The organism is Nonomuraea sp. NPDC049504 (genome assembly GCF_040676845.1).
Taxonomy (GTDB): domain Bacteria; phylum Actinomycetota; class Actinomycetes; order Streptosporangiales; family Streptosporangiaceae; genus Nonomuraea; species Nonomuraea salmonea.
The window spans coordinates 526950-553336 of sequence record NZ_JBFAPT010000001.1 but is presented as its reverse complement, the minus strand read 5'-3'; the positions used below and the strand labels follow the sequence as shown (position 1 = coordinate 553336).

Annotated in this window: 19 protein-coding genes; 7 read left to right on the top strand and 12 right to left on the bottom strand. The window is 72.8% G+C overall.

Features of this window, described 5'->3' with window-relative positions; genetic code table 11:
• Nucleotides 1-404 precede the first annotated feature (404 nt).
• Both AB0K28_RS02500 and AB0K28_RS02495 read right to left on the bottom strand, forming a co-directional pair.
• The gene (locus AB0K28_RS02500) at nt 405-4073 is read right to left on the bottom strand and encodes an SMC family ATPase (protein WP_364364156.1); all 3669 of its coding nucleotides are present in this window, start codon (nt 4071-4073) and stop codon (nt 405-407) included.
• Nucleotides 4074-5183 (bottom strand): exonuclease SbcCD subunit D, encoded by a 1110-nt coding sequence (locus AB0K28_RS02495; protein WP_364364153.1) that lies wholly within the window; start codon nt 5181-5183, stop codon nt 4074-4076.
• 107 nt (nt 5184-5290) lie between these two features.
• Here AB0K28_RS02495 and AB0K28_RS02490 point away from each other — a divergent pair, with 107 nt between their 5' ends.
• Nucleotides 5291-6784 carry a prolyl oligopeptidase family serine peptidase gene (locus AB0K28_RS02490; RefSeq protein WP_364364150.1) on the top strand — a complete coding sequence of 498 codons (1494 nt, stop codon included), beginning with the start codon at nt 5291-5293 and terminating at the stop codon, nt 6782-6784.
• On the opposite strand, the gene AB0K28_RS02485 is transcribed toward AB0K28_RS02490, so the two are convergent.
• Nucleotides 6757-7746 (bottom strand): alpha/beta hydrolase, encoded by a 990-nt coding sequence (locus AB0K28_RS02485; RefSeq protein WP_364364147.1) that lies wholly within the window; start codon nt 7744-7746, stop codon nt 6757-6759. The genes AB0K28_RS02490 and AB0K28_RS02485 overlap by 28 nt on opposite strands.
• Before the next feature lies 1 nt (nt 7747).
• Complete coding sequence (locus AB0K28_RS02480) at nt 7748-8608, bottom strand: enoyl-CoA hydratase-related protein (RefSeq protein WP_364364144.1); 861 nt, start codon at nt 8606-8608, stop codon at nt 7748-7750.
• A 170-nt stretch (nt 8609-8778) separates the two neighbouring features.
• Between AB0K28_RS02480 and AB0K28_RS02475 the strand changes: the two genes are divergently transcribed.
• Entirely contained in the window at nt 8779-10305 is a 1527-nt protein-coding gene (locus AB0K28_RS02475) for an LCP family protein (protein ID WP_364364141.1), read from the top strand.
• 40 nt (nt 10306-10345) lie between these two features.
• Nucleotides 10346-10600, top strand: a complete 255-nt coding sequence (locus AB0K28_RS02470; protein WP_345387021.1) for a hypothetical protein — start codon at nt 10346-10348, stop codon at nt 10598-10600.
• Nucleotides 10601-10704: 104 nt separating this feature from the next.
• Here AB0K28_RS02470 and AB0K28_RS02465 read toward each other — a convergent pair whose 3' ends face one another.
• The 3 genes from AB0K28_RS02465 to AB0K28_RS02455 form a co-directional block, all read right to left on the bottom strand.
• A complete protein-coding gene (locus AB0K28_RS02465) occupies nt 10705-11709 on the bottom strand; it encodes an enolase C-terminal domain-like protein (RefSeq protein WP_364364137.1) in 1005 nt (334 codons plus the stop codon).
• 11 nt (nt 11710-11720) lie between these two features.
• On the bottom strand, nt 11721-13106 hold the full coding sequence (locus AB0K28_RS02460; protein ID WP_345387025.1) for an MFS transporter: 1386 nt from the start codon (nt 13104-13106) through the stop codon (nt 11721-11723).
• Between the two features lie 74 nt (nt 13107-13180).
• Complete coding sequence (locus AB0K28_RS02455; protein WP_364364134.1) at nt 13181-13921, bottom strand: TetR/AcrR family transcriptional regulator C-terminal domain-containing protein; 741 nt, start codon at nt 13919-13921, stop codon at nt 13181-13183.
• Between the two features lie 103 nt (nt 13922-14024).
• Between AB0K28_RS02455 and AB0K28_RS02450 the strand changes: the two genes are divergently transcribed.
• Nucleotides 14025-15470 (top strand): MFS transporter, encoded by a 1446-nt coding sequence (locus AB0K28_RS02450; protein WP_364364131.1) that lies wholly within the window; start codon nt 14025-14027, stop codon nt 15468-15470.
• Between the two features lie 6 nt (nt 15471-15476).
• On the opposite strand, the gene AB0K28_RS02445 is transcribed toward AB0K28_RS02450, so the two are convergent.
• From AB0K28_RS02445 to AB0K28_RS02425, 5 genes are read right to left on the bottom strand one after another with little or no spacing between them, the layout of a single operon-like run.
• Nucleotides 15477-16646, bottom strand: a complete 1170-nt coding sequence (locus tag AB0K28_RS02445) for a VWA domain-containing protein (RefSeq protein WP_345409280.1) — start codon at nt 16644-16646, stop codon at nt 15477-15479.
• 13 nt (nt 16647-16659) lie between these two features.
• A complete protein-coding gene (locus tag AB0K28_RS02440; protein ID WP_364364128.1) occupies nt 16660-18876 on the bottom strand; it encodes a DUF5682 family protein in 2217 nt (738 codons plus the stop codon).
• Nucleotides 18873-19937 (bottom strand): AAA family ATPase, encoded by a 1065-nt coding sequence (locus tag AB0K28_RS02435; RefSeq protein WP_364364125.1) that lies wholly within the window; start codon nt 19935-19937, stop codon nt 18873-18875. The genes AB0K28_RS02440 and AB0K28_RS02435 overlap by 4 nt, the downstream gene beginning before the upstream one ends.
• Nucleotides 19934-21331: a DUF5691 domain-containing protein gene (locus AB0K28_RS02430; RefSeq protein ID WP_364364122.1), complete on the bottom strand. Its 1398-nt coding sequence runs from the start codon at nt 21329-21331 to the stop codon at nt 19934-19936. Before AB0K28_RS02430 ends, AB0K28_RS02435 begins: the two co-directional genes overlap by 4 nt.
• Nucleotides 21328-22821 (bottom strand): SWIM zinc finger family protein, encoded by a 1494-nt coding sequence (locus tag AB0K28_RS02425; protein ID WP_364364119.1) that lies wholly within the window; start codon nt 22819-22821, stop codon nt 21328-21330. Before AB0K28_RS02425 ends, AB0K28_RS02430 begins: the two co-directional genes overlap by 4 nt.
• 122 nt (nt 22822-22943) lie before the next feature.
• Between AB0K28_RS02425 and AB0K28_RS02420 the strand changes: the two genes are divergently transcribed.
• The 3 genes from AB0K28_RS02420 to AB0K28_RS02410 all read left to right on the top strand — a co-directional run bounded on the left by AB0K28_RS02420 (nt 22944) and on the right by AB0K28_RS02410 (nt 26338).
• Nucleotides 22944-23486, top strand: a complete 543-nt coding sequence (locus tag AB0K28_RS02420) for a cupin domain-containing protein (protein ID WP_364364116.1) — start codon at nt 22944-22946, stop codon at nt 23484-23486.
• Nucleotides 23487-23752: 266 nt separating this feature from the next.
• Nucleotides 23753-24655, top strand: a complete 903-nt coding sequence (locus AB0K28_RS02415) for an alpha/beta hydrolase (RefSeq protein ID WP_364364113.1) — start codon at nt 23753-23755, stop codon at nt 24653-24655.
• A gap of 144 nt (nt 24656-24799) precedes the next feature.
• Complete coding sequence (locus AB0K28_RS02410; protein WP_364364110.1) at nt 24800-26338, top strand: aldehyde dehydrogenase family protein; 1539 nt, start codon at nt 24800-24802, stop codon at nt 26336-26338.
• Nucleotides 26339-26387: the final 49 nt, after the last annotated feature.

The following is a 26387-nucleotide window of genomic DNA, read 5'->3' as shown; positions in this document are numbered from 1 at the left end:
GGCTGAAACCCTCGATCTCGCCCACAACCTATACCTCCCGCCCCATCCTCCTCACCACCAGCCCACCCCCGCAGAACCACCCACCCACATGACCTTCCGGCATGGGGGAACAGACCGGCCGTGACCAGCGACTCCCCCGTGGACAACGCCACAACCTCCTTCGGTGGCCCGCAAGCGACACGAGGGCTCCAGAAGCAGGCGGGCTGAGGACGTCCGGCCGCACGAGCGCCACGTCCCCTCCCGAAACGAGGCACCGTTCCAGGACGAGCGCCACGGCCCTCCCGAAACGAGGCACCGTTCCAGGACGAGCGCCACGTCCCCAGGGGCGGCGCCGTTCCGGATTGAGCGCGCCTTGCGGGGTGGCGTTCCGCCGTTCGCCGAGCTGATCGGCGGGCGGTGGGAGGTCAGGTGACGCCGACGGCGCTCAGGGTGGAGCCGGTGCGGGTCTTGGTGACCTTGAGCTGGGCGGTGATGCGGGAGCGGAGTTCGGGGACGTGGCTGACGATGCCCACGGCACGGCCCCCGTCGCGCAGGCCGTCGAGGATGTCGAGGACGCCGTCCAGGGTGTCCTCGTCGAGCGTGCCGAACCCCTCGTCCACGAACAGCGTCCCCAGCTCCGCGCCGCCCGCCTCGGCGGTGACGACGTCGGCCAGCCCGAGCGCCAGGGCGAGCGAGGTGATGAAGCTCTCCCCGCCGGACAGCGTGGCCGGGTCGCGGTCGACGCCGGTCCAGCCGTCGGCCACCTTCAGGCCCAGCCCGCCGCCGGCCCGCCCGCGCGCCCCGGCCGTCTTCCCGAGGTCGTGCCTGAGCAGGTAGCGGCCGCCCGACATGTGGTCCAGCCGCTCGTTGGCGGCGGCCACGACCTGCCGCAGCCGCTCCCCCAGCACGAACGACGACAGGCTCATGCTCCACTGGTTGTCGCTGGACGTGCCGCTGGCCAGGGACGCCATGCGTTCGGCGAGGCGGTGCCGGTCGGCGGCGGGACGCCAGCGTTCGAGGTGCCCGGCGAGCTCGTCGCGCAGCTCGGCCAGCCGCCGCGCCCTGGCCGCCGCCCGGTCGCGTACGCTCGCCAGCCGCGTGTGCTCCTCCTCCAGCGCGTCACGCTCGGCCCCGGCCGCGGCCAGGTCGGGCGCGGGCTCGGCCGCGGCGGCCACCAGCTCGGGGTCGGCGAGCACGCCGCTGACGGCCGCGTGCTGGTCGTCGAGCCGGCGCAGCAGCTCGGCCCGGCGCTCCCGCTCGGCCGGGCTCCGGTACGCGGCCTCCGCATCGCGCACGTCGCCGAACCCGGCCTCCGCCGCCGCCTCCTCGGCCGCCCGCTTCGCCCTGGCCAGCTCGTCCCTGGCGGACACCGCCGCCTGCGTCGCCTCCAGCGCCTCACGCAGCAGCTCGGCCTCGTCGTTCAGCCGGGACAGGCGGGCGGTCAGTGTGGCGTCGCCCCCGCGCGCCGCGTCGAGCCGCGCGCTGAGCCGTCCCGCGTCGCCGCTCAGCTCCTCATGCCGGGTACGCGCGGCCGCGAGGCGCGCCGCCACCCGGCGCCCCTGCTCCTCCAGCTCGCCACGCTCGCGTCCGAGCCGCGCTGCCTCCTCCGCCAGCCGAGGCTCCCCGGCCGCCGACTCCTGAAGCCTGCGCAACTCGCGCTCAGCCGCCGCCAGCGCCACCTCGGCCTCAAGCTCCGGGCCGAGCCGCACCTCCTGCTCCCGGTCGGCCATGGCGTCGTCGGGATCGAGCCACGCCGTTACGCCCTCTCCCTGGGCTCGCTCAGCCCCGGGAACCAGGTCGAGCTGAGCGCGTACGCGGGCCCGCTCGGCCTGCCGCTGGGCCCGGTGGGCTCGGGTGGCGGCGAGGGCCTCGGCGATCTCGCGGGCCTCGTCGCGGACGCGTTCGCGGTCGGCCTCCACCCTCTCGAGCGCCTGCGCCAGGGCGGGCTCGCGGTCGGCGACCGCCTGGAGGCGGGCCAGCTCTTGCTCGGCCCGCTCCACGTGCTCCTCAGCGGTGGCGACGTCGAGGCCGTCGGTGGCCGCGGCGGCGTCGGCGTGGCGGGACTCCAGTGAGGCCAGAGTACGTTCGGCGGCCTCGCGTTCGCTCAGGGCGGCGTCGTGGGCGGCCTCGGCCTCGCGTTCGTCGTCGGCGGACGGAGCGCTCGGGGCGGGCGCGGCGGGGTGGGGGTGGTGCTCGGAGCCGCAGACCGCGCACGGCCGCCCGTCGGCGAGGTCGCGCGCCAGCTCGGCCGCCATGCCGTCGATGCGGGCCTGCCGCAGGTCGAGCCAGCGTTCGCGGGCGGCCTGGGCCTGGTCGACCAGCACCTGGTGCGCGGCCCTCGCCGCTTCGAGCTCGCCCGCGAGCGTCTCGCGGCGGTGCGTCGCCTCCAGCGCGGCCCCGGCCGACTCCAGCGCCGCCGTCTGGACGGGGATGGCCGCGGCCTGGGCGCGCACGTCGGCCAGCGCGGCCTCCGCCTCGGCGAGCCGGGCGGGCAGCTCGGCCTCCGCGGCGGCCACCTCGGCCTCGCGCTGCGCCAGCCCGTCGAGCTCGGCCGCCAGCGCGGCCAGCTCGCCGTCGATCTCGATGAGGTGCGCGGCGGCGTCACGTGCGGCCTTGGCGGCCGGGATCCTCGCAGCGTCGGTACGGGCCATCGCCAGGCCCGCCTCGGCCTGCTCGATCAGGGCGGGCAGCTCGGCCAGCCGGGCGGTCACGCGTTCGTCGGCGCGCAGCAGCTCGGCCAGCTCGTCCTCGACCCGCAGCAGGTCGCGCCTGACCACGGAGAGCCTGGCCTCCTCGGTCAGCAGCTCCTGCAGCCGCGCGATCTCGTCCTGCCGCGCCCGCTCCAGCGCCGCCAGCTCCCCGACGCTGGGCCCGTCCTCCTCGATCCGCCGCTGATCGCCGTACCGCCCGTCTGGGGATCCGTCCGGGGCGGAGGGGTCGGCGGGGTCGGCGGGGCCGGAGGGGTCGGAGGAGGACAGAAGAGGGCGGGCGCGGGCGATGGCGTCGGCGGCCAGGGCGCGGGCCTTGGCTGCGGCTTCGGCGCGTTGCCTGGCTGCTGTGATCAGGGGGACGACGCGGTCGGCTCTTGCCGCGTCGTCGAGGATGGCCAGCAGGTCGGCGCGCTCGTCGGCACGTTCGTCGAGGGTGCGGCGCAGGGTGAGCGCCTCGGCGTACCGGCGCTGCCGTTCGGCCAGGGCGGCGGCCTGCTCGAACCGGGTGCGCGCGGCGCGTACGGCGACGCCTGCCGCGGCGTGCTCTTCCTCGGCTCGCGTCACGACGGCCCCCGCGGCGGCGAGCAGCGCCCCCGCCCACGGCAACGGCTCTTCCTCCGGCGACGGGACCTCCCCAGCGGCTGAGGCCACGGGCTCGGTGGGCTCGGTGGGCTCGGTGCGCTCAGGGTCCGGGGTGAGCGAGTGCAGGAGGGTCGGGCCGGCGGCTTCTTCCAGGCGTTTGACGGCGAAGTCGACCTCCTGGCGGAGGTCCTGGGCTTCGCGCCAGGCCTGTTTGCGATGCTCGGCCAGCCACGACTCGGCCGAGGTGAAGATCTTGACGGTGAAGAGGCGCTCGAGGAGTTTGGCGCGTTCGTCGCCGGCGGCGCGCAGGAAACGGGCGAAGTCGCCCTGCGGCAGCATGGCCACCTGGCAGAACTGGTCGGCGTTCATGCCGAGCAGCTGCCCGACGAGGTCGCCGGCCTCGTCGAGGCGGGTGGTGAGGCCATGCCAGCCGGCGCCCTGCCACTCCGACAGCACGACCTTGGACTTCTCCTCGGTGACGCCCGTGCCGCGCAGCTTGGGCCGCTGCCAGGCGGGTGAGCGCTGGATGCGCAGTAAACGGCCCCGGAGGGTCACCTCAAGGGTCACCGAAGGGCCGGTGCCGGGCGGGGCGTGGTCGCAGCGCAGGCTGCGGGCGCTGTTGCGCTGGCCGGGCACCTGACCATAGAGGGCGAAGCAGAGCGCGTCGAGGATGGTGGTCTTGCCCGCCCCGGTGGGCCCGTGGACGAGGAAGAGCCCAGCCTCGGACAATGCGTCGAAGTCGACGGTCTCGGTGCCGGGGAAGGAGCCGAACGCCGTCAGCGTGAGCCGGTGCGGCCGCATCTACGCCATCGTCTCCTTCACCCTGGACGCCTCGATGGCCTGTCTTAGCAGGTCTTCCTCCTCGGGTGCGGCAGGCTCGCCGCGGACCTCCTTGACGAAGTCGAGTGCGACCTCCGCCTCGGGCCGCCCGCTGAGGCGTACGGGCTGCGCGGCGGGGACGGCGCCCACGGGCTCGAAGGACAGCGCGAGGGTGTGGGGGAAGCGGGCGCGCAGCCGGTCCATCGCGGACTTGGGGCGCACCGGGTCGGTGAGGATGATCTGCAGCCAGTGGTCCTCGTAGGGGGCGTGGCGGGGGTGGGTGAGCAGGTCGTCGATCTCGCCGCGCAGCCGCCCGACGGGACGGGGCACGGGAGCGGGCACGAACTCCACCTCCTCCCCCAGTGTCACCAGCCAGGAGCCCTTGACGTGGCCGACCTCGGAGAAGGAGTAGGCCAGCGGCGAGCCGGAGTAGCGCACGGTCTCGGACATGCGCTGCCGCCCGTGCAGGTGGCCGAGCGCGACGTAGTCGGCACCGTCGAACGCCGTCAGCGGCACGTGGGCGACCCCGCCGACGCTGATGTCGCGCTCGCTGTCGCTGGCCTGCCCGCCGGTCACGAAGCAGTGGGACAGCACCACCGAGGCGCGGTGGCGGGCGGCGTCGGCCCTGATGCGGGTCATGGCGTGGGTGATGGCGGCGGTGTGGCTGCGGTCGGGCAGCTCCCACTGGGCGCGGACCAGCTCGGGCTCAAGATAAGGGATGCCGTAGAAGGCGACGTCGTCGACCACGACGGGCTCCCACGACTGGTCGGGCGAGGTGCGCACGTGGACCCCCGCCGCCTCGAACAGCGCCGAGCCGAACCGCAGCCGCAGCGCCGAGTCGTGGTTGCCGCTGATCAGCACCACCCGGGCCCCGGCGGCGCGCAGCCGGGCGAGCGCCTCGTCGAGCAGGGCGACGGCGTCGACAGGCGGCAGCGCGCGGTCGTAGACGTCGCCGGCCACCGCCACGACGTCGACCCGCTCGGCCCGCACGGTCTCGACCAGGTGATCGACGAACGCGGCCTGCGCCGCGAGCAGGCTCTCGCGGTGGAAGGAGCGCCCGAGGTGCCAGTCGGAGGTGTGCAGGATCCGCATGTCGCAGGAAGCTAACAGCTCTCACCGACAAATGCGGCCTCTCCAGTCCCACGCGCCGGGAGTAGGCTGAAAGATCAGCGGGCAAACCAACGCACATGGGGAGGCCGATGCGCACTGGCCGTGGCACCTTGAGCGTCGCCGCCGGTCTGGTGCTGGTGGCTCTCGCGACGGTCGGGTACGTGTTGCCGCCCGCATTCGACCCGCCGCCGCTCAAGGTCGATCCAGCTTTTCAGGCGATCCCGCCTCAGCCCGTCGAGGAGCTGAGGCCGGTGATCGCCGCCGGCGCGATCCGCGAGGAGAAGATCTCCATCCCGGCGGAGGCCCAGCGGCTCCATGGCACGCTGCGGGTGCCGCTCACGCCTGGGCGGCACCCGGCGATGGTGTTCGTGTCGGGGTCGGGCAACGGCTCGCGTGAGGAGTTCACGCCGCAGGCGGAGTTCCTGGCGAAGACGGGCGTGGTGACGATCGCGTTCGACAAGCGCACGATCGGCTACGACTTCCGCCGCCGCGACTTCGGCCTGCTGGCGGACGACGTGCTGCGCATGGTCGAGTACCTCCGGACGCGGCCCGAGGTCGATCCCGCGCGGGTGGGCGTGTGGGGCGTGTCCGAGGGCGGCTGGGTGGTGCCGATCGCGGCGGCCAAGAGCACGTCGGTCGGGTTCGTCGTGCTGGTGTCGTCCCCCAACGTCTCCCCGCTGCGCCAGGTCGCCTGGGCGCTGAACGAGCAGCTGCTGCGGCTGCGGGCCCCCGCCGGCGTACGCGACCTGCTGACCAGGGCGATGGGCGGCGTCGGCTTCGACTTCCTGCGCTACGACGCGATGCCCGCATTAAGCCAGGTCAAGCAGCCGGTCCTGGCGTTCTACGGCACCACAGACCCCTCGATCCCCTTCGTCGAGTCCACCAAGGCGCTCATCACTGCGCTCGGCAAGGCGGGCAACGACGACTACACGATCCGGTTCATGGCCAAGGGCGATCACGCCATGCGGGTCAACGGCGGCGACTTCACCAGCGGCTACCTGGAGACCCTGGCCAACTGGATCAAGGGCCTGCCGCGCACGGCGAAGCCGGCGGTGCACATGGCGGGCGCGACGCCGGTGCAGCGGTTCGAGGCGAGCGACGTGCCGGCCGCCCCCTGGTACGCGGGCGGCACGATGCTCGGCCTGACGATCTGCCTGGCCGCCGTCGGCTACGTGGCGGGCCCGGTGGCGGCCATGGTGGTCCGCCTGCGGCACCGCCACCAGACCCCCGTCGAGACCAGCGCCCGCCTGTGGCCGCCGATCAGGCGGCGCCTGACCCGGATGGCGTGGACCGGGCTCACGCTGCTGGCCTCGGTGGTCGCGTTCATCACGCTGCTGGTGCTGTTCTCGGTCAACCAGGCGGGCGCCTGGCCGGCCGTGCTGGCGGGCTGGCTGGTGGTGCGGCTGCTGGCCGTGCTCATGCTGATCCAGGAGGTCACGGCGGTGGCGGCGTACGTGTCGGCGCTGCGCGAGGGGCTGCAGCCGACCCGCTGGCAGTACGTGTCCGTGGCCGGCGTGCTGGGCGGCACAGGGCTGCTGCTCGTGGCCGCCGCCTACTATGGGCTGTTCTCCTTCCCCTGGTGAACGCCCTGCTGAACGCCCTGCTGAACGCCCTGCTGAACGTCCTGTTGAACGTCGTGGTGAATGAAGGCGGCCATCCAGCGGTCGATCTCGGCGAAGACCTGCTTGCGTGCGGGCTCGGCGGACAGCACGAGGTCGTGCACGCCGTCCTGGATGCGCACGCAGGTCACGTGCGGCCCGACCGAGGTGGACCAGCGGGCGATGTGGCGGGGGTCGAGCACGATGTCGGCCGAGCGGGCCTCGGGGACGAAGTCGCGTACGCGCAGGCCGTTGCTGGAGGCGAGCACGAGCACCGGTACGTCCACGGAGAGCCCGCCGTGCAGCCGCCGCTGGGCGCGCCGGATGGCGGCCAGCCACATGGCGTGCACGGAGAAGCCGCCGAGCGGCTTGAGCTCCAGGTCGTAGTCCCATTCGCCGTGCTCGCTGCGGTGCAGGGTGCGGCCGTAGACGTTGCTTGAGCGCAGCGGCAGCACCCACCGCGTGTACGACAGCGGCGTCTTGAGCAGGTCGGCGGCCAGCCGCAGGTGGGTGGGCACGTTGAGGTCGAAGAACGGGCTGTTGAGCACGAGCCCCTGCACCAGGCCCCGCCCGCGCACCCGGTCGGCCCACAGGGGCGCGACGAGCCCGCCGGTGGAGTGGGCGTTGACGGTCAGCTCGTCGTGGTCGCGCCTGATGACGCGGACGGCCTCGTCGATCTCGGGGAAGTATTCGGTGACGCTCCTGACCAGGCCCCTGGTCTGGTGCGGCAGCAGGGATCGGCCGTATTTGCGCAGGTCGAGCGCGTAGAAGTCGATGCCGCGCTGGACGTAGTGGTCGGCCAGGTGGTCCTGGAAGAAGTAGTCGGTGAAGCCGTGGAGGTAGAGCACCGCCCTGCGGGAGGCGGGCTCGGCCTTCCTGGACACCAGCGTCGCGACGACCTCGCCCTCGAAGTCGTCGGGCATGGGCAGCACGGTGATCTCGTACATGCTAGACACGATAGGGATCGTCGGGCCAGGAGGGCACGCCGGAGGGCAGGTCGGTGCTGACCCGCATCGGGAAGTCGGGCTGCCGCTTGTCGAGGAAGGCGGTGACGCCCTCGACCGTGTCGGGCGCGCCGCCGAGCTCGGTCATGAGGCGGGAGTCGGCGGCGTGCGCCTCCCAGGGCGAGGCGGCCGACAGGCCCGACCACATGAGGCGGCGGATGGCGGCGACGGAGACGGCCGAGGTGTTGTCGGCGATCTCCCTGGCCAGCGCGTACGCGGCGGGCAGCAGCTCGTCCGCTGGATGGACGCGCGAGACCAGCCGTCCTTCGAGCGCCTCGGAGGCGGGGAAGACGCGGCCGGTGGCGGCCCACTCCATGGCCTGGGCGATGCCGACGATCCTGGGCAGGAACCAGCTCGACGCCGCCTCGGTGACGATGCCGCGCCGCGCGAACACGAACCCGAATGTGGCGTCCTCCGAGGCGAGCCGGACGTCCATGGGCAGCGTCATCGTGACGCCGACGCCGACGGCCGGGCCGTTGATCGCGCCGATGACGGGCTTGAGCGAGCGGGCGATGCGCAGCGCGACCGTGCCGCCGCCGTCGCGCGGCACGCCGTCCACGGTCTCGCCCCACTCCTTGCCCTTGAACGTGCCTCCGCCGCCGCCCAGGTCGGCCCCGGCGCAGAACGCCCGGCCCGCCCCGGTGACCACCACCGCGCGGACGTCGTCATCGGCGTCGGCCAGGTCGAAAGCCTCGATCAACTCTCCGCGCATCGTAAAGGTGAAGGCGTTCAGCCGGTCGGGACGCTTCAATGTCACGGTGGCGATGCGATCGGTCACCCCGTACTCGATCTCTGAGAAGCCCATGCCCAGAATCTTATTCGGTCGCTGAAATTCATCCCCAGATAACGTCATATTTCGTATACGGAGCATAGGCTGCCGCCTCGATGAACCTGGGGACGACCGCGCCGCGCGGTTGACCACCGGGTTTGAGGGCTTCGCGCCTATGGTGGAACACGCGGGGAAACGGGGAAGGCGTGGAGCAGGCGAAGGAACCAGGGAGCGCCGCGGCGGTCCTCGGGTGGCTCGTGCTGGCGGCACTCGCACCCGGGGCCGCTCATCTGCGCGCCGGCCGGCGCAGGACCGGCCTCGTCCTCCTCTCCTGTTACGCCGCCACGCTGCTCGCCGTGCTCGCGGTCGCGCTGACCAGCGACCTCGGCACGCTGCTCGGCTCGGCCACCCAGAACTCGTGGATCATCGCCGTCATGATCGGCACGGGAGTGCTGGGCGCGGCCTGGTTCGTGCTGATCGTGCACTCGTTCGTGGTGCTGCGGCCCGGCCGGCTCGGCCCGGCGGGGCAGGCGCTCACCGGCACGCTGGCCGGGCTGCTCGCCGTCGTGGTCGTGGTGCCGTTCGGGTACGCCGCCCACTCCGCGAACACCTACCGGCAGGCGCTCGACCACATCTTCCAGCCACCCGAGCTCGCCGATCAGCCGCCGGCCCCCGAACCAGAGCCTGAGGACCCGTGGGCGGGGCGCGAGCGGGTCAACATCCTGCTGCTGGGCGGCGACGCCGACGACAACAGGACCGGTGTGCGTACCGACAGCATGCACCTGGCCAGCATCGACGTGCGGAGCGGCAACACCGTGCTGTTCAGCCTGCCGCGCAACCTCGAGGACGTGCGCTTCCGTCCCGGCACGCCGATGGCCCGCCGCTTCCCCGGCGGCTTCGACCTGCCGAAGGACGCCGGCGGCGGCAGCAGCGACCTGCTCAACAGCGTGTGGGAGTACGCCGACGCCCACCCCGAGCTGTTCGACGGCAGGCAGCACCAGGGTCCGAAGGTGCTGATGGACACCATCGGCTACACCCTCGGCCTCGACGTCGACTGGTACGCCCTGGTCAACATGTGGGGCTTCGCCCGCCTCATCGACGCCATCGGCGGCATCACGATCACCGTCGAGCAGGACGTCGTCTTCGGCAAGTACAACGAGGGCCTGGTCAAGGCCGGCACGCGCCGCCTCAAGGGCGCCGACGCCATGTGGTACGCCCGCTCGCGCACCTTCAGCGACGACTACACCCGCATGCGCCGCCAGCGCTGCGTGATCGGCGCGCTGCTCGACCAGGCCGACCCGGCGACGATCCTGACCAGGTTCAACCAGGTCGCGCGGGCCACCAAGAACCTGATCAGGACCGACATCCCGCAGCCGATGCTGCAGCACCTCGTGCCGCTGGCGCTCAAGGTGAAGAACGCCGAGGTGACCAGCCTGCAGTTCGTGCCGCCGCTGATCAACACCGGCTACCCCGACTGGGACGAGATCCGCTCCCTGGCCCAGAAGGCGATCCGCGAGTCGTCCCGTCCCGAGCGGCCCGTCGCGGCCTCCGCCTCCCCCTCGGCTGCACCGGCCTCGGCCTCACCGTCCGCCTCACCGCCGGCCTCACTGTCGGCCTCACCGCCGGCTTCATCCTCGAAGACGCCCGCGCCGAAGAAGAAGTCGGCCAAGCAGGACGGCGACGACCCCGTGCAGGGCCTCACCCAGGGCTGCGGCCCCTCGACCAGGAGCTGATCGGGCAGGAGCTGATCGGTAAAGAACCCGCCTCGGCGCTGTGGCGTACCCGCCGGGCGCGGCGGCCCTCATGATCTCCTGGGCGGTGTCGCCGTACCTCGGGAGGTCCGTCATGCACCGCCGCCTGCTCGCCCTGTCAGCGCTCGCGCTGATCGTCGCCGCCGGCACGCCCACGAGCGGGCTCGTGGACCGTACGCACGGCGTCCGTGACGCGCTCATCGAGGCCGGGTCCCGCTTCTCCGGCATCGCCGACATCATCACCGGCGTGCACCTGGCCCGCTCGCTGCATTCCTGATCCCGGCTCAGGAGCGGCGGCGAGCTGGTGAGCGAGCAGTGGTGGGACGAGCGCGGCAACGCGACGACGGCGCCCTGACCGGCCGCTCGCCCGGCGCCCGGAGGTCAGGCGTGGAAGGACTCCTTGGTCATGCGGCGGAGGCGGTCCTCGTCGATCTCGTGGCCGAGCCCCGACTGCGTCAGCGGCACGGCGATGACCCCGCCGTTCGCGCCCACCACGGGCGTGACGATCTGGTTCTGGCGGGGCGGCTGCGTCACGTCACACGGCAGCGTGCACCCCGGCAGGCTGGCCACCGCGACGGTGGCGGCCCTGGCCAGGCCGGCGCCCTGGCCTCCGGTGCACTGGATGTCCCATCCGGCGGCGGCGGCGCGGTCGTGGGCGCGGCGGGCCTCCGACAGCGAAGGGAACGCGGCCGGCCGCAGCAGCAGCACGCGGGCCGCGCGCAGGGTGAGGTAGTCGTCGAGCTCGGCGGGCGAGGCGACCTCGACCGCCACGGACGCGGCCACCTGGTCCTGGAGCGAGGCGTGGGAGTGGACGTCGGTGGTGGCGAAGGGGCGTTCGATGACCTCGAGGCCGTAGGAGTCGAGCGCGACGAGCTGGTCGAGGTCGGTGTAGGCGTTGCCGCAGTCGACGGCCAGGGTCAGCGCCGGGTACGCCTGCCGCACCGCGCGTACGGGCTCGACGTCCCAGCCGGGCCGTACGTCGAGGGTGACATGTCCGTAACCGGCGCAGATCTGCTGGTTGACCCGGGTGACCAGGCCCTCGACCGACGAGTCGGGCGACAGCCGGACGGTCGCCATGAGGGAGGTGCGGGTGCCGCCGATCGCCTCGGCGAGCGGCACCCCGCGCATCTTCGTCCACAGGTCCCAGCAGGCCATGTCGACGGCGCTGTCGCCGCTCGGCACGGTGTCGGGGTGTTCCCAGTCGACGCCGATGAGCAGCGCCGCCAGCGTCTCCTCCAGCCTCGACCAGGTCTTGGCCGGGGGCGCGGTCGTCTCGCCCCACCCCGTCATGCCCCCGTGGTCGGTGAGCTTGACGAGCAGGCTCTCCGACCTCCTGCCGAAGGGCAGGAGAAGGCGGAAAACCTCAAGCTCCCGGACTCGCGGCATGCATCCCCCTTTTATGGCGCGGCTCCTTCCATAGTGCCCGGTGCCGAAGCGTGCACAAAACGCGGGGCCAGCACGAAGGCTCCGACGGCCAGCAGAGCGGTGAAGGCGAGGCCGATGAGGTAGCTCTCGCCGGCGGCGGTGAACAGGGCGCCGCTGATCGCGACCGCCACCACGGTGAACACCGATTCGCCGACGCCGACGGCCGCGCTGTTGCCGCCTTCCTCGCCCTCCTTGGACATCTCCAGCACCAGCACGGACACCGTCGGGTGCAGCGCCCCGATGCCGAGACCGGCGATGGCCATGGCGACGTACGCGACCGCGATCGGCATGGAGTCGAGCAGGACGAGCGTCACCAGCCCGATGCCGATGGCGATCATCGCGGCGCCGCCCCTGATGGCGGCCATGTTGCCGACCATGCCGCGGCCCTTGATCCAAGACCCGGTGGACCAGCCGAGCGCGCCGATCGTGAGCACGACGCCGGCGCCGGTGGCGGTCAGGCCGCGCTCGTTCATCAGCATGAGCGGAATGAACACCTCGGTGGCGGTCAGCGCGCCGAAGGCCAGGCCGCGCAGGACGGGCGCGGTGGGCAGGCCGCGGGCGGCCCGCATCGAGCCGGGCAGCAGCAGCTTGGGCAGGGACACGGCGAGCAGCACGATGCCCGCCGCGAGCAGGGGCAGGCCGGCCGTCTTGAGCGCGCCGCCGTACTGCAGGAGTGCGGCGGCGACGGCGGTGAGCGTGGCCCAGACGAGCTTGCGTCCGAGGCCGGGCGCGGGTCCTGCGACGGGGTCGTCCGCACCGGTACGCCCCGCGGCGCCGCGCCACAGCAGCAGCGCCGCCGGGATCACGATCAGCGACACCCCGAGGAAGATCCACCGCCAGTCGGTGTTCTCCACCACGAAACCGGCGATCGCCGGGCCCACCATCGAGGGCACCACCCAGGCCGCCGAGAACAGGGCGAACACGCGGGGATGCATCGCGGGCGGGTAGGCGCGGGCGACCAGCACGTACAGGGCCACCTGGATCAGCCCGGCGCCGAGCCCCTGCACGAACCGGCCGGCCACGAACACCTCCATGTTCGGCGCGAACCCCGCGAGCAGCAGGCCCGCCACGAAGGTGGCCACGCCGGCCGCGATGGGCGGCAGCGGCCCGCGTACGTCACTCCATCGCCCGCCCAGCACGGTCGCGATCACGCTGGCCGCCAGGGTGGCGCTGAACGCCAGGTTGTACAGGGGCATGCCGTCGAGGTCGCGCGCCACCACGGGCATGGCGGTGGCCACCGCCATCGCCTCGAACGCCACCAGCGTCACGAGCGCGACCAGTCCGATGCTCAAGGCCCGGTAGGGGGCGGCCAGCGCACCCGGAGGGGCCGCCGCGGTCTTCTCCACAATCGTCGTCATGTGGGAAAACGTATGGCGCGGCCCCTGTCCGGCACATCGGGCATCGGCCCTAGGCAATTGGGCCTAAGGCAGGCTCAACCTTCGGGCATGCGGGCCTCGATGCCGTCGAGCATGAGGTCGAGCCCGTAGCGGAAGCGTTCCTCGCCCTCGGCGTCCACGAGGTCGTCGATGTGCTTGGTGACGTGGGGGAACTGCTCGGCCGGGAGCGCCCGGTAGTAGGTCGTGATCTGCTCGACGAACGCGTTGAAGTAGTCCTTCCTGTTGTCGTAGCCGGCCGCGCGCATCCTGGCGTAGTGCAGCGACCCCTCGTACGCGTCGCCGACGATGTAGAGCGAGAGCCGGTCGAGGGCGATGGCCGCCTCCCTGGGCGGCATGCCGGCGTCGACGAGCAGCCCGTACATGAACTCGCCCGCGCGTACGGAGTTCGCGCCCGTGGGGATGGTGGCCAGCGCCGCCCTGGCGACGTCGCCGTGCGCGCCGAGCACGCGGTGCGCCTCCAGCGCGTACGCCCGCAGCTGCTCCTTCCAGCGGCCCGGATCGCGTTCGGGGAGCACGATCTCGCCGAGCACCCGGTCGTAGAGCAGCTCCAGCAGCTCGTCCTTGTTGGCGACGTGGGCGTAGAGCGAGGCGGGGCCGGTGTCGAGCTCCTGCGCCACCCGTCTCATGCTGAGCGCGTCGAGCCCCTCGGCGTCGAGGATGCGCATCCCGGTCTCGACGATGAGGTCCTGGCTGAGCTGCCGTCTCGGCTGCACCGGCTTGCGCGTCTTGCGCCACGGCGGCGCCGGGACGCCGTCCGCTCCTTTGCGATCCACCATGGCGAACAGTGTACTTGACACGAACAGTGTTCGCTATTACAACGGTGTTCGTTGACGAACGCCGTTCGTCGCTACGAACACCGTTATCCAAGGAGTTTGTCCCATGACCGTGACCACACCCTCGGCGCAGACCGAGCTGCAGCCCTACCGATGGCGCTGGGTCGCCCTGTTCGTGATCCTCGCGGCCGAGGTCATGGACCTCCTGGACGCGCTCGTCACCACGATCGCCGCCCCCACCGTGCAGAAGGAGCTGGGCGGCTCCGACAGCCTCGTGCAGTGGCTCGGCGCCGGCTACACGCTGGCCATGGCCGTCGGCCTGATCACCGGCGGCCGCCTCGGCGACCTCTACGGCAAGAAGCGCATGTTCGTGATCGGCGCGTGCGGCTTCACCGCGGCCTCGCTGCTGTGCGGCGTGGCGGTCAGCCCCGAGATGCTGATCGCCAGCCGCGTGTTGCAGGGCCTGTTCGGCGCGGTGATGATCCCGCAGGGGCTGGGGCTGATCAAGGAGATGTTCCCGCCGCACGAGATGGGCAAGGCGTTCGGCATGTTCGGGCCCGTCATGACGATCTCGTCCGTGGGCGGTCCCGTACTGGCCGGCTGGCTGGTGGACGCCGACTTCTTCGGCACCGGCTGGCGCATGATCTTCCTGATCAACCTGCCGCTCGGCCTGGCCGCCGTCCTCGCCGCGCTGCGCTACCTGCCGGAATACCGCTCCACCGGCGCCACCCGCCTCGACCTGCCCGGCGTCGGGCTCGTCTCGGTCGCCGCCTTCCTGCTCGTCTTCCCGCTCATCCAGGGCCGCGAGCTGGGCTGGCCGGCCTGGACGTTCGTGTCGATGGCCGCGTCGATCGCGGTGTTCGCCCTCTTCGGCCGGTACGAGGCCCGCCGCGCCGCCTCGGGCCGCGACCCGCTCGTCACGCCCAGCCTGTTCCGCAAGCGGGCTTTCACCGGCGGGCTCGTCGCCGGGCTCGCGTTCTTCTCCGGCATGATCGGCTTCAGCCTCGTCTTCAGCCTCTACACCCAGCTCGGCCTCGGGTTCAGCCCGCTCGAAGCCGGCCTGGCCGCGCTGCCCCAGGCACTCGGCGGCGTCGTCGGCTTCGGCATCGCCATGTCGGGGCTGCAGGAGAAGCTGGGGCGCGGCCTGCTGCAGATCGGCACCGTCGTCATGGCCGCCGGCGCGGCCACGCTCGCCCTCACCATTCACCTGGCCGGCACCGACGTCGGCACGCTGCAGCTCGCCCCCGGGCTCGCGCTGGCCGGCATCGGCATGGGTCTCACCATGGCGCCGTTCTTCGACATCGTGCTCGCCGGCGTCGAGCCGCACGAGTCGGGCTCCGCCTCCGGCACGCTGACCGGCGTCCAGCAGCTCGGCGGCGCGTTCGGCACCGCGCTGCTCGGCACGCTGTTCTTCAACATGCTGGCCGGGCAGTGGAGCTTCGGCGCCGCCATGCAGGTCACCGTGTGGGTCGAGGTGGGGCTGCTGGCGCTGACGTTCGCGCTGTCGTACCTGCTGCCCCGGCACGCCCGTCCTGAGCAGCAGGCCGCGTGAGGCGGGTCAGGGCGCGGCGGTGTGGTGCTCGGCCCAGCGGGCGATGTCGCGCCGCTCGATGGCCGCGGCCATGAGATCGGGAAAGGCGTCGGGTGTGCACGCGAACGCGGGCACACCCATCGCGGCCAGCGCCGCCGCGTTCTCGTGGTCGTAGAAGGGCGCGCCCTCGTCGGACAGCGCGAGCAGCACGATCACCTGGACGCCGGCCTGCGTCATCGCCGCCACCCTGCGCAGCATCTCCTCCCTGACCCCGCCCTCGTACAGGTCGCTGATCAGCACGAAGATCGAGTCGGCCGGGCGGGTGACGAGGCCCTGCGCGTAGGCGATGGCCCTGTTGATGTCGGTGCCGCCGCCGAGCTGGGTGCCGAACAGCAGCTCCACCGGGTCGTGCAGCCGGTCGGTCAGGTCGGCCACCGCCGTGTCGAACACCACCAGCGACGTCTTCAGCGACCGCATCGACGCCAGCACGGCGCCGAACACGCTCGCGTACACCACCGAGGCCGCCATCGACCCGCTCTGGTCGATGCACAGCACCACCTCCCGCTGCACCGACCGCTGCCGGCGCGCGTAGCCCACCAGGCGGGAGGGGACGACGGTGTTCTTCTCCGGCAGGTAGTTCTTCAGGTTCGCCCGGATCGTACGGTCCCAGTCGATGTCGGCCGTGCGCTTCGGCCGGTGCGTCCTGGCCGACCTGTCGAGCGCCCCCGACACGGCGGCCCGCGTCTTCTGGGTCAGCCGGCGCTCCAGCTCCGCCACCACCGTGCGCACCACCGCCCTGGCCGACTCCCTCGCCTGCTCCGGCATCACCTTGTTGAGTGCGAGCAGGGTGCCCACCAGGTGCACGTCGGGCTCCACGGCCTCGAGCATCTCGGGTTCGAGCAGCAGCCTGGTCAGGTTGAGCCGCTCGATCGCGTCCTTCTGCATGACCTGGACGACGGTGGACGGGAAGTACGTCCTGATGTCTCCCAGCCACCGCGCCACCCGCGGCGCCGACGCGCCCAGCCCTCCTTCCCGCCGGTCTGCCCGTCCGCCCTCGCCGCCCCTGGCCCCGCCGTCCCGGCCGCTCTGGTCGTAGAGCGCCGCCAGCGCGCCGTCCATCTGCGCGTCCGCACCGTCGAGCGCGCACCCGGTGCCGTCGGCGGCCCCGCCGCCGAGCACCAGCCGCCACCGCCGCATCCGCTCATCTCGCTCACCCACCGGCCCGACCTCCTCCTCCGGTCGCCGTACTTCCCAGGATCGACAGGACGGTCGCCACCGCTGGGGCGGCGCGGTGGTCGTCCACGTCGTGCCGGCCAGGCCCGTCGTCGCGGCCCGCCGAGCGCAGGCGCTCCCCCACGGCCCGGCGCTCCGGGGGCGCGAACGCGCCGAACGTGCGGCGCAGCAGCGGCAGCACGTCGGTGAACTGCTCGCAGGACAGCCCGGTCAGCCACTCGTCGACCAGCCCCAGCAGGCGGGGGTCGTGCACCAGCAGCAACCCGCCGCCCGCCAGGAACCCCTCCACCCACGCCGCCGCCCGTGCCGGCGCCTGGCCCCGGGACATCGCCCTCGACATCCGGTCACCGGCGTCGTGCAGCTCGCCGGCGTCCAGGAGGATCCTCGTGAGCCGGCCTTCGATCAGGCCGTGCAGGTCCTGGCGTTCGCTGATCGCGCGCAGCGTCGCCATCCACCGGCCCCTCGGCGCCCCTTCGACGGCGGGTCTTTCCGCGTCGAGGAGGGCGACCGCGGAGTGCACGGCGTCCACGTGTGTGAGCAGGTCGGCCGCCGCGCCGTCGTCCAGCCCCGTCACGGCGACCGGGAGCCCGACGCGGATCCGTTCGAGCATCGACCGGACGATCACCGCCAGCCCCTCCGCCGAGGTGCCGCGCACGTCGCCGTAGCGGTGTGCCCGCACCATCGCGGGCAGCGCCGCCATCAGCCGGGTGACGTCGGTGTCGAGCGCCGCCTTGGCCGACAGGGCGGCCAGCACGTGCGGCAACGCGTCCGGCAGGTCGGCCAGCAGGCACTGCTCCACCAGCCCCGTCAGGTCCGCCAGCGCCGCCTTCCCGGATGCCGCCAGGTCGCGGGCGCGCCGCCCGGCGGCGGCGACCACGGTGGTGCCGAGGGCGGCGTGCTCGATGAGCGCGAGGTCGTGCTCGGGCCGCCAGCGCAGCGTCCACGTCTCCCTGAACGTGCCCTTCCCGCGCGCCTGCCCCGGCGTGCCCCAGCCGACCTCCAGCAGCCGCAGCCGGTGCAGCAGGTGGCTGCGGTCGAGGTCGAGCGGTTTGCGCAGATCGAGGTCGATCTCCCGGTCGAGCGCCTCGGGCTTGAGCTTGAGGCTGCGCTGCCGGTCGCGCAGGTCGCGCTGGAGCGGCACCATCGGGATGCCGTCGGGGACGTGACCGAGCCGGTCGCCGACCACCATGCGCCGCTGGATCAGCTCGACCGCCAGGTCGTCGCCCTCGCACAGCACCGCCCTGGCCGCCTCGGTGACCTCTCCGAGCCCCGCCAGCGGGCGGCCGCGCAGGGCGGCGAGGCTCTCGGCCAGCCGTACGGACTCGATGACGTGCGCCGACGACACCGCCAGCCCCTCGTCGCGCAGCACCGCCGCCGCCTGCGCCAGCCACCGCTCGATCGGCCGGTCCCCGGCCTCGAACAGGTGGTGGTACCAGCCCGGCGAGGTGATGCCCGCGCCGTAGCCGCTCCACGACGCCAGCCGCCCGTACGTCCACGGCACCCACGTCAGCTCGACCTTCGCCCTCGGCAGGCCGCGCAGCAGCGCGTTGTCGGCGGTGGCGGGCGGGAAGGGGGCCGTCAGCGCGGGCACGTGCCAGGCGCCGCAGATCACCGCGATCCGGCCGTGGCCCTGCTTGACGGCCGCGCGGACGGTCTTGCGCATGTACGCCTCGCGCGCGGCCTCCCGCTCGTCCGGCCGGTGCCCCTCGCGTACGGCGGACATGGCCTCGGCGATCACCGCGAACGGCGTGTCACCGCCACGGTGCTCGACCACGTCCTCCCACCAGCGCTCGGGATCGTCGTAACCGGCCGCCGAGGCCAGCGCACCGATGGGATCGACGGGCGCCTCACCGGGGGCGGCGGGCTCCCGGGTCTCGGCGAGCGAGTGGGCGGCGGGCAGGTCGCAGAACCGGACCGGGACGCCGGCCGACGTGCCGTACCTGATCGCCTGCCACTCCGGCGAGAACGCGGCGAACGGCCAGAACGCCGCCCGCGCCGGCGCCCCGGGCACGTGCGCCAGCAGCGCGACCGGCGGTTCGAGCCCGGAGGCGTGCGCGACGAGCGCGTCGGCCTCGGGCGGCCCCTCGATGAGGATCGCGTCGGGCCGCAACCGCTCCAGCTCCCGCCGCACGGCCCGCGCCGACCCCGGCCCGTGATGCCGCACCCCGAGCACGGAGACCTTTGGAGTGGTCATGACACCTCGCGGCAGGCGCGGTAGAAGTCGTGCCAGTCCGTACGCTCGCGCACGACCGTCTCCAGGTATTCGCGCCACACCACCCGATCCGACACCGGCTCCTGCACCACCGCCCCGACGATCCCGGCCGCCACGTCGGACGCCCGCAGCACCCCGTCGCCGAAGTGGGCGGCCAGGGCGATGCCGCTGGTCAGCACCGAGATGGCCTCGGCGGTCGACAGGGTGCCGCTGGGCGACTTGAGCTTGGTGCGGCCGTCCTCGGTCACCCCCGTGCGCAGCTCCCTGAACACGGTCACCACCCGCCGGATCTCCGCCGGCCCCGTCGTCGTCTCGGGCAGCTCCAGCGAACGGCCGAGCTGGGCGACGCGGCGGGCGACGATGTCGACCTCCTCGTCGGCGGTGGCGGGCACCGGCAGCACGACGGTGTTGAACCGGCGGCGCAGCGCGCTGGACAGCTCGTTGACGCCCCGGTCGCGGTCGTTGGCGGTGGCGATGACGTTGAAGCCGCGCTCGGCCTGGACCTCCCTGTTGAGCTCGGGAATGGGCAGCGTCTTCTCCGACAGCACGGTGATCAGCGCGTCCTGGACGTCGGACGGCATGCGGGTGAGCTCTTCGACGCGGGCCACCCGGCCCTCGGCCATGGCGCGCATGACCGGCGACGGGGTGAGCGCCTCGAGCGACGGGCCCTCGGCCAGCAGCCGCGCGTAGTTCCAGCCGTAACGGATGGCCTCCTCCGCCGTACCGGCCGTGCCCTGCACGAGCAGCGTCGAGTCGCCGCTGATGGCGGCGGCGAGGTGCTCGGACAACCAGGTCTTCGCGGTGCCGGGCACGCCGAGCAGCAGCAGCGCGCGGTCGGTGGCGAGGGTGGCGACCGCGACCTCGACGATGCGGCGCGCGCCCACGTATTTGGGGGTGATGCGGTCACCGTCGCCCAGGATGTACGTGGTGACGGCCCACGGCGACAGCTTCCAGCCCGGCGGCCTCGGCCGGTCGTCGTCCTTGGCGAGGAAGGCGAGCTCCTCGGCGTACTGGTCTTCCGCGTGCGGGCGCAGAACGGTCATCGGTGGAGCTCCTTGTACATGTCAGCGCGGAAACGCAGCAGGGCGGCGACCCTCTGGACGGGTTCGGCCGGGGAGAAGTCTTCGGCCAGCTCGTGCAGGTCGGGGTCGATGTGCTCACCGGCCAGCTTGACCAGCTCGGCGAGGTTCCACGGCTGCGTGGTGTTCACTTTCACGATCTTGCGGAGGACGGCCGTCGCCAGGCCCTCACCCCAATGGGACGACACCCCGCCGAGCACCATGATGAGCTGGCTGTCGAGGTCGTGCTCCGCGACGAACCTGGCCGCCAGCTCCTGCTGCTCCGCGGGCGGCAGAGCCACGAGCAGGTCGGCGATCGGGTCCCAGCCGAACATGGCCCGCGCCCACTCCGGGTCGCGCTGCAGCACCGCCGCGCGCACCCAGGCGCCCTTCACCTCGGCGTCCCAGTCGGGGATCTTCATGGCGAGCAGCCGGGCGGGCGGGTGGTCCCAGACGCAGAGCGGGGCGCGGGCGATGATCTGCTGCAGCCACCAGGCGCGCTCGCCGGTGCCACGGGGCGGCTTCTGGCGTACGCCGTCGCGTTCCATCTCCCTGTCGCAGGCTGTGGGGGCCTGGACGGCGATGACGCCGCCGGCGATCGTCACGCAGGCGCGCAGCCTTCCCGCCATGCGCCGCGACATGCGGGACTCCGGCAGGCGGGTCAGCAGGTTGGCGGCGGCCTGGCGCACCTCCCTGCGGCGGTCGTCGAGCGCCTCCTCCAGGAACGGCTCGTCGTCCATGCTCAGCCCCTCGGCCAGCACCTCCACGAACCCGGCCCGATCGTCCGGCGACTCCTGCTCCCACGTGCTCTCCAGCAACTCCCTGGCCTGAGCCGGGCGGGCTGCTCTGAGCGCGGTCAGATGGGCCCGCCGGTCGGCCGCGCCGCCCAGCTCCCACGTCTCACCGGTCGGCTCCTCCAGCAGGTAGTCCCAGCCGGGGTTGAGCCCGGCCAGCCAGCGCCCCCGCTGCCCGGCCAGCACGCCCAGATGCACCCGCATCGACCGGTCCCGCCGCCCGCGCTCCAGCAGGTCGGGCAGCACGTACGGCGGCACGATCCGGCTGGTCGCGGCCGCGGCGGCCAGCCACTCGGGCAGCAGCCGCTCATGCTCACCCCCGAGAATCCGCCGCAACCGCTCCGCCGCCCGCCTCCCCACGACCCCCCGCTCCTCCGAAGCCGCCCGCCCCGCACCGGCGGCACCCCCATCACCGGACGCACGGCTCTCGCCGGGCGCTGCGGCTTGTGGCGGCTCGTCAGGGGTTTTGGTGCCCGCTCGCCGGCGTACGGACTCCACGGCGGCTGCTTCCAGCAGGTCGCCGGGGTACGGGCGGCGGTCGGTGCCCACGAGCGCGGTCGAAGCGAGGTCGTCCCAGCCGGTCACAGGATCACCGTCGTTCCTTCGTCGTCCCAAGTGGTCAGGGGGCGCAGGCCGGCCGGCGTCCATTCGGCGGCCACGGTGAGCGGGTGGCCGCCGGAGACGGCGATGAGGCGCCAGGGGTCGTGGGAGCGCGGATGCAGCGGCAGGCCGCCGATGGTGCGCCGGCCGGGGATCACGCCCGTGAGGACGAGCGGCCAGGACTCCGTCCACGGGTCCTCGGCGAGCGCGCGGGCCACCTCGTCGAGGGCTTCGGCGGGCGTCATCCCGGCAGGCACGGGCTCAGGCCCCTCGGTGGACACCTCGGTGGACATGGCCGGGGTGTGGCGGGTCGCCACCAGGGCGCGGAGCGGGGCGGCGCCCGGGTAGTAGGCCAGGTCGGCGTCGATGGCGGTGCCCGTCACCAGGGAGGCGTCGAGCGGCTGCCCCTGCGGCGCGAAGGACAGGATGAGGGCGGCCCGTCGCGTACGGCGGCCGCGCAGCCACACCCGGCGCGCGGTCAACCGGTCCTGCGTCTCGTCACGCCGCCCCAGGACATGCCACACGTCCCGGACCGCCGGACCCGTCAGCACCTCCTCCTTGGTCACGGGGAACCCGACCCGGATGAGCACCGTACGCGCGAGGTCCGGCGGCAGCTCAGCCCGCCTTCGGTAGGCGACGGCGAGCAGATTGAGCAGGGCGTACTCCTCCAGCAACCGCCCCGGCCACCCCTCCTCGGCCCGCACGCGCGACAACCGCGACACCATGCCCGCGACGCCCGGCGCCTGCGCGTCGATGAGCCGCTTGGCCAGCCCCTCCCAGTCATGCCCGGCCGCCACCGCCAGCCCCTGCCGCACCTGGTCGGCCAACCACCGCTCCAGCTCGGCCAGCCCAGCGGCGACCCGCCCATGCCGTACGGACTCCGCCCCGGCCGCACGCGAGCCACCCCGCCCACCCGCACTCACCCGCTGGGCACCGCTCCCCGCCCCACGGGCGTCGCTCGATGCCTCATCGCCCCCGACCGAATCGCCCCAGACCGAGCTGCCGCCATCAGGGCCCGCGAGGGTTGCCTCAGCGGCGACCTGCTCGGCGGCGACCTGCTCGGCGGCGGCCTTCCCGGCGGCGGTCTGTTCGGCGGCTGTTGTGTCGGCGGTGGTTGCGGCGCGGGCGGCGGACTTGGCGGCGCGTTCGGCGCGGCTGTCGAGCCACTCCGTCACCCACTGCGGCGCGCCCGCCTCGGCCGGGATCGCCTCGTCGGACCACAGGAGCAGGAGCCCCAGCGCGTGCTTGCACGGGAACTTGCGGCTCGGGCAGCTGCACCGGTAGGCGGGCTCGCTCAGGTCGACGCACGCCAGGTAGGGCGTGGACCCGCTGCCCTTGCACTCGCCGTAGACGACCATGCCCGTGTGGCCGCGCACCGGCCATTTCGCGGGCGTGGCCACGCCCTGCGCCGCCTTGCGGGACGAGGCGTCAGGGGCGAGGGCGAGGACCTGATCACGGCTCCACCGTTCGATCACCTGCCGCAGACTAGCCAGCCGCACCGACAATTCCCGCCCCCGTTTCCCACCCGTGACCAGCGCCACGCCCTCCGCCCGGACCGGCCTGATCCGTGTGTCGCGGGGACGCCTAGACTCGCTCTGTGGAGTTGCGGATCTACCCTGACGGCCCGTCCATCGAAGTGGCCGACGAGGCGGCGGCGCTGGCCAGCTCGCTCGACGGCCAGCTCGTTCTCGACGGACGCTTCCTGCGCAGAGACGTCACCGGCGCCCCCGTCGCGTTCGTCGAGCGTCCGCCCGTCGCCGCCGCTCTCGACCTGCTGCCGCATCCCGAGGGCGGCTGGTTCAGGGAGACGTGGCGGTCGCCGGTGACGTTCACGCCGGACGGCTATCCGGGGGAGCGTGCCAGCGCCACCGCCATCTACTTCCTGCTCCACCCGGGCGAGGAGTCCGTGCCGCACGTGGTGCGCTCGACGGAGCTGTGGCTGTGGCATCGGGGCGGGCCGCTGGCGCTGACCATCGGCGACTCCGCCGTCACCCTGGGGCAGGACGTCGAGAACGGCCAGGTGCCGCAGGCGGTCGTGCCGGGCGGGGTCTGGCAGTCGGCGCGCCCGGCCGGGGACGAGGCGGTGCTGGTGAGCTGCGTGGTCTCCCCCGGCTTCGACTTCGCCGACTTCTCCGCCTGACACCCGACGCCATCGACGTACGTCGCGAAGCCCGCCGCCGGCGGTGGGCTCGGCCTGCCTTTCAGCGCTACGTGTCCCTCTGGGATATGGCTTCCAAGGGCCTGGTGACGGTTGAGAGATGGTCAGCGTCGGTGGTCATGACGCGGCCGGCCTTCGGCTCCGGAATCGGCGCATATCACTCGTTCTTTGTAATTCTATTATATCACGAATATTGATATTCCGCATCTTATTCGATTAATGCGAATTGAGGGCCTATATTCGCGGGCATGGCTGCTGAAGGCGGAAAATTCGTCAAATCCGGGCAACTGAACTTGTGGACCGAGCGGTTCGGGGATTCTGGGGATCCGGCGGTGCTGCTCGTCATGGGAACCTCCACCCCGGGCCTGGGGTGGCCCGATGAGCTGGTGCGGGTTCTGGTGGCCGGTGGGCGGCAGGTGATCCGGTTCGATCATCGCGACACCGGGCGGTCCGACTGGGTCGATTTCTCCGTCCATCCGTACACCGCTACCGACCTGGCCGATGACGCCGTCGCCGTGCTCGACGCGTACGACATCGCCACCGCCCATGTGGTCGGGGCCTCGCTCGGTGGGGTGGTGGCGCAGCTCCTGGGTGTGCACCGGCGGGAGCGGGTCGCGGCCCTCACCCTGATCATGAGCGCGCCCATGGGTGTGGACCAAGGGCCGGCCTGGGCACGGGCGCTGGCCGGGCAGGAGCCTGATCCGGGTGCGCTGCCGCCGCCCCGTCCCCGGCTGCTCGCCCACCTCATGTCGCCGGTCCTGCGCACCACCCGCGAGGAGATCCTGGCCGCCGCCGTCGAGACGTGGCGGGTGCTGAGCGGGGACGTGCTGCCGTTCGACGAGGACGGGGCGCGGCGGCTGGCCGAGTACGCCCACGACGAGGCCGGCGATCCGGCCACGGCCGGCAACCACGACCTGGCCGGACGGACGTTGACCCCCGACCGGCTCGCCCCGCTCTCGGAGATCAGGGCGTCCACGCTGGTGGTGCACGGCACCGAGGATCCGCTGCTCCCGCTCCCCCATGGCGAGGCGCTGGCCGCCCTGATCCCGGGGGCACGGCTGGAGACGGTCGAGGGGATGGGACATTCCCTGCTGTCCGAGGGCGTGCCCGGCCGGGTCGCCGAGCTCATCCTGAGCCACGGAGCCCGGTGACGACCGACGCGTAACGGGGGCCGGTGCAGGCCGGGCCGCAGGCTGCGTGGTGGCCGGGCCGCGCGGCCCCTTCGTGGTCGGGTCACCTTGGGTTTTTTGCGGCGGGATGATTGTCTAGCCGGAGGAACTATGAGGAGGGCAGCGGTGAGCCGTCAGATCGTTTCCATCGTGGGGGGCAAGGACGCGGAGGCCGCGTCCACGTACGACTCCGTCAACCCCGCCCGCACCGGCGAGGTCGTGGCGAGAGTCGGGCTGGCCGACGCCGACACGTTCGCCGCCGCCTGCCGTACGGCCAAGGAGGCCCAGCGCGAGTGGGCCAAGGTGCCGGCGCCGGTGCGCGGCCGGGTGATCGCCTCCATCGGCAGGCTGGTGGAGGCCAACGCCGAGCGTCTCGCGGCCCTGGTGACCGAGGAGATCGGCAAGCCGTACGGTGAGGCGCTGGGCGAGGTCAGGGAGATCGTCGACACCTGCGACTTCTTCCTGGGCGAGGGCCGCAGGCTGTACGGGCAGACGGTCCCGTCGGAGATGCCGGACAAGAACCTGTTCACCTTCCGCACCCCGGTCGGGGTCGCGGCGGTGATCACGGCGGGGAACTTCCCGGTGGCGGTCCCGTCGTGGTATCTCGTGCCGGCGCTGCTGTGCGGCAACGCGGTGGTGTGGAAGCCCGCCGAGTACGCCGCCGCGTCGGCGCACGCGATGTACCAGCTGTTCGTGGCGGCCGGCCTGCCCGACGGCGTGCTGAACATCGTCTTCGCCGACGGCGCCGAGACCTTCAGGGGCCTGGAGCTGGCGCTGGGCGCGGGCAGCGTGCAGAAGGTGGGCTTCACCGGCTCCAGCGAGGTGGGCAGGAAGGTCGGCGAGCTGGCCGGCCGTCACCTGCAGTCGGCCTGCCTGGAGCTGGGCGGCAAGAACCCGATGGTGATCATGCCGGACGCGGACCTCGACCTGGCCGTGGAGGGTGCGCTGTTCTCGGGGTTCGGCACGGCGGGTCAGCGCTGTACGAGCCTCGGCACGGTGATCGTGCACGAGAGCGTCCACGACGCGTTCGTCGAGCGGTTCGCGCGGGCGGTGGAGTCGGCCAAGATCGGCGACCCGCGCGCGGAGGTGCTGGCCGGGCCGCTGCTCGACCACAAGTTCGCCGACCGCTACGAGGAGTACCTGACCTGGATCGAGCCGCACCACCGCGTGGTGACGGGCGCTACGGGCCGCATCACGAAGGACAACCCGCGCGGCGGCTTCGACGGCGGTGAGGGGCTCTACTACCACCCGGTGGTGGTCGACGGGGTGCGTCCCGGTGACCGGCTGTTCATGGAGGAGACGTTCGGGCCGATCGTCGGGGTGGCCTCGTTCGCGACCATGGACGAGGCGATCGAGCTGGCCAACCTGCCCGGTTACGGCCTGTCCAGCTCGATCTACACGACCGACGCCAGGCACGCCTTCCGCTTCCGCGAGGGCGTCTTGGCGGGCATGGTCAGCGTCAACAACTCCACCTCGGGCGCCGAGGCGCACCTGCCGTTCGGCGGCAACGGCAAGTCGGGCAACGGCAGCCGCCAGTCGGGCATGTGGGTGCTCGACCAGTTCACCCGCTGGCAGGCGATGAACTGGGATCACTCCGGCCGGCTGCAGAAGGCGCAGATGGACGTCGCGGAGATCGTCCCCGACCTGGACTTCCGCCTGGCCTGACACACGCGAAAGGGCCCCTCGCTGATGCGAGGGGCCCTTTTCGTGAGCA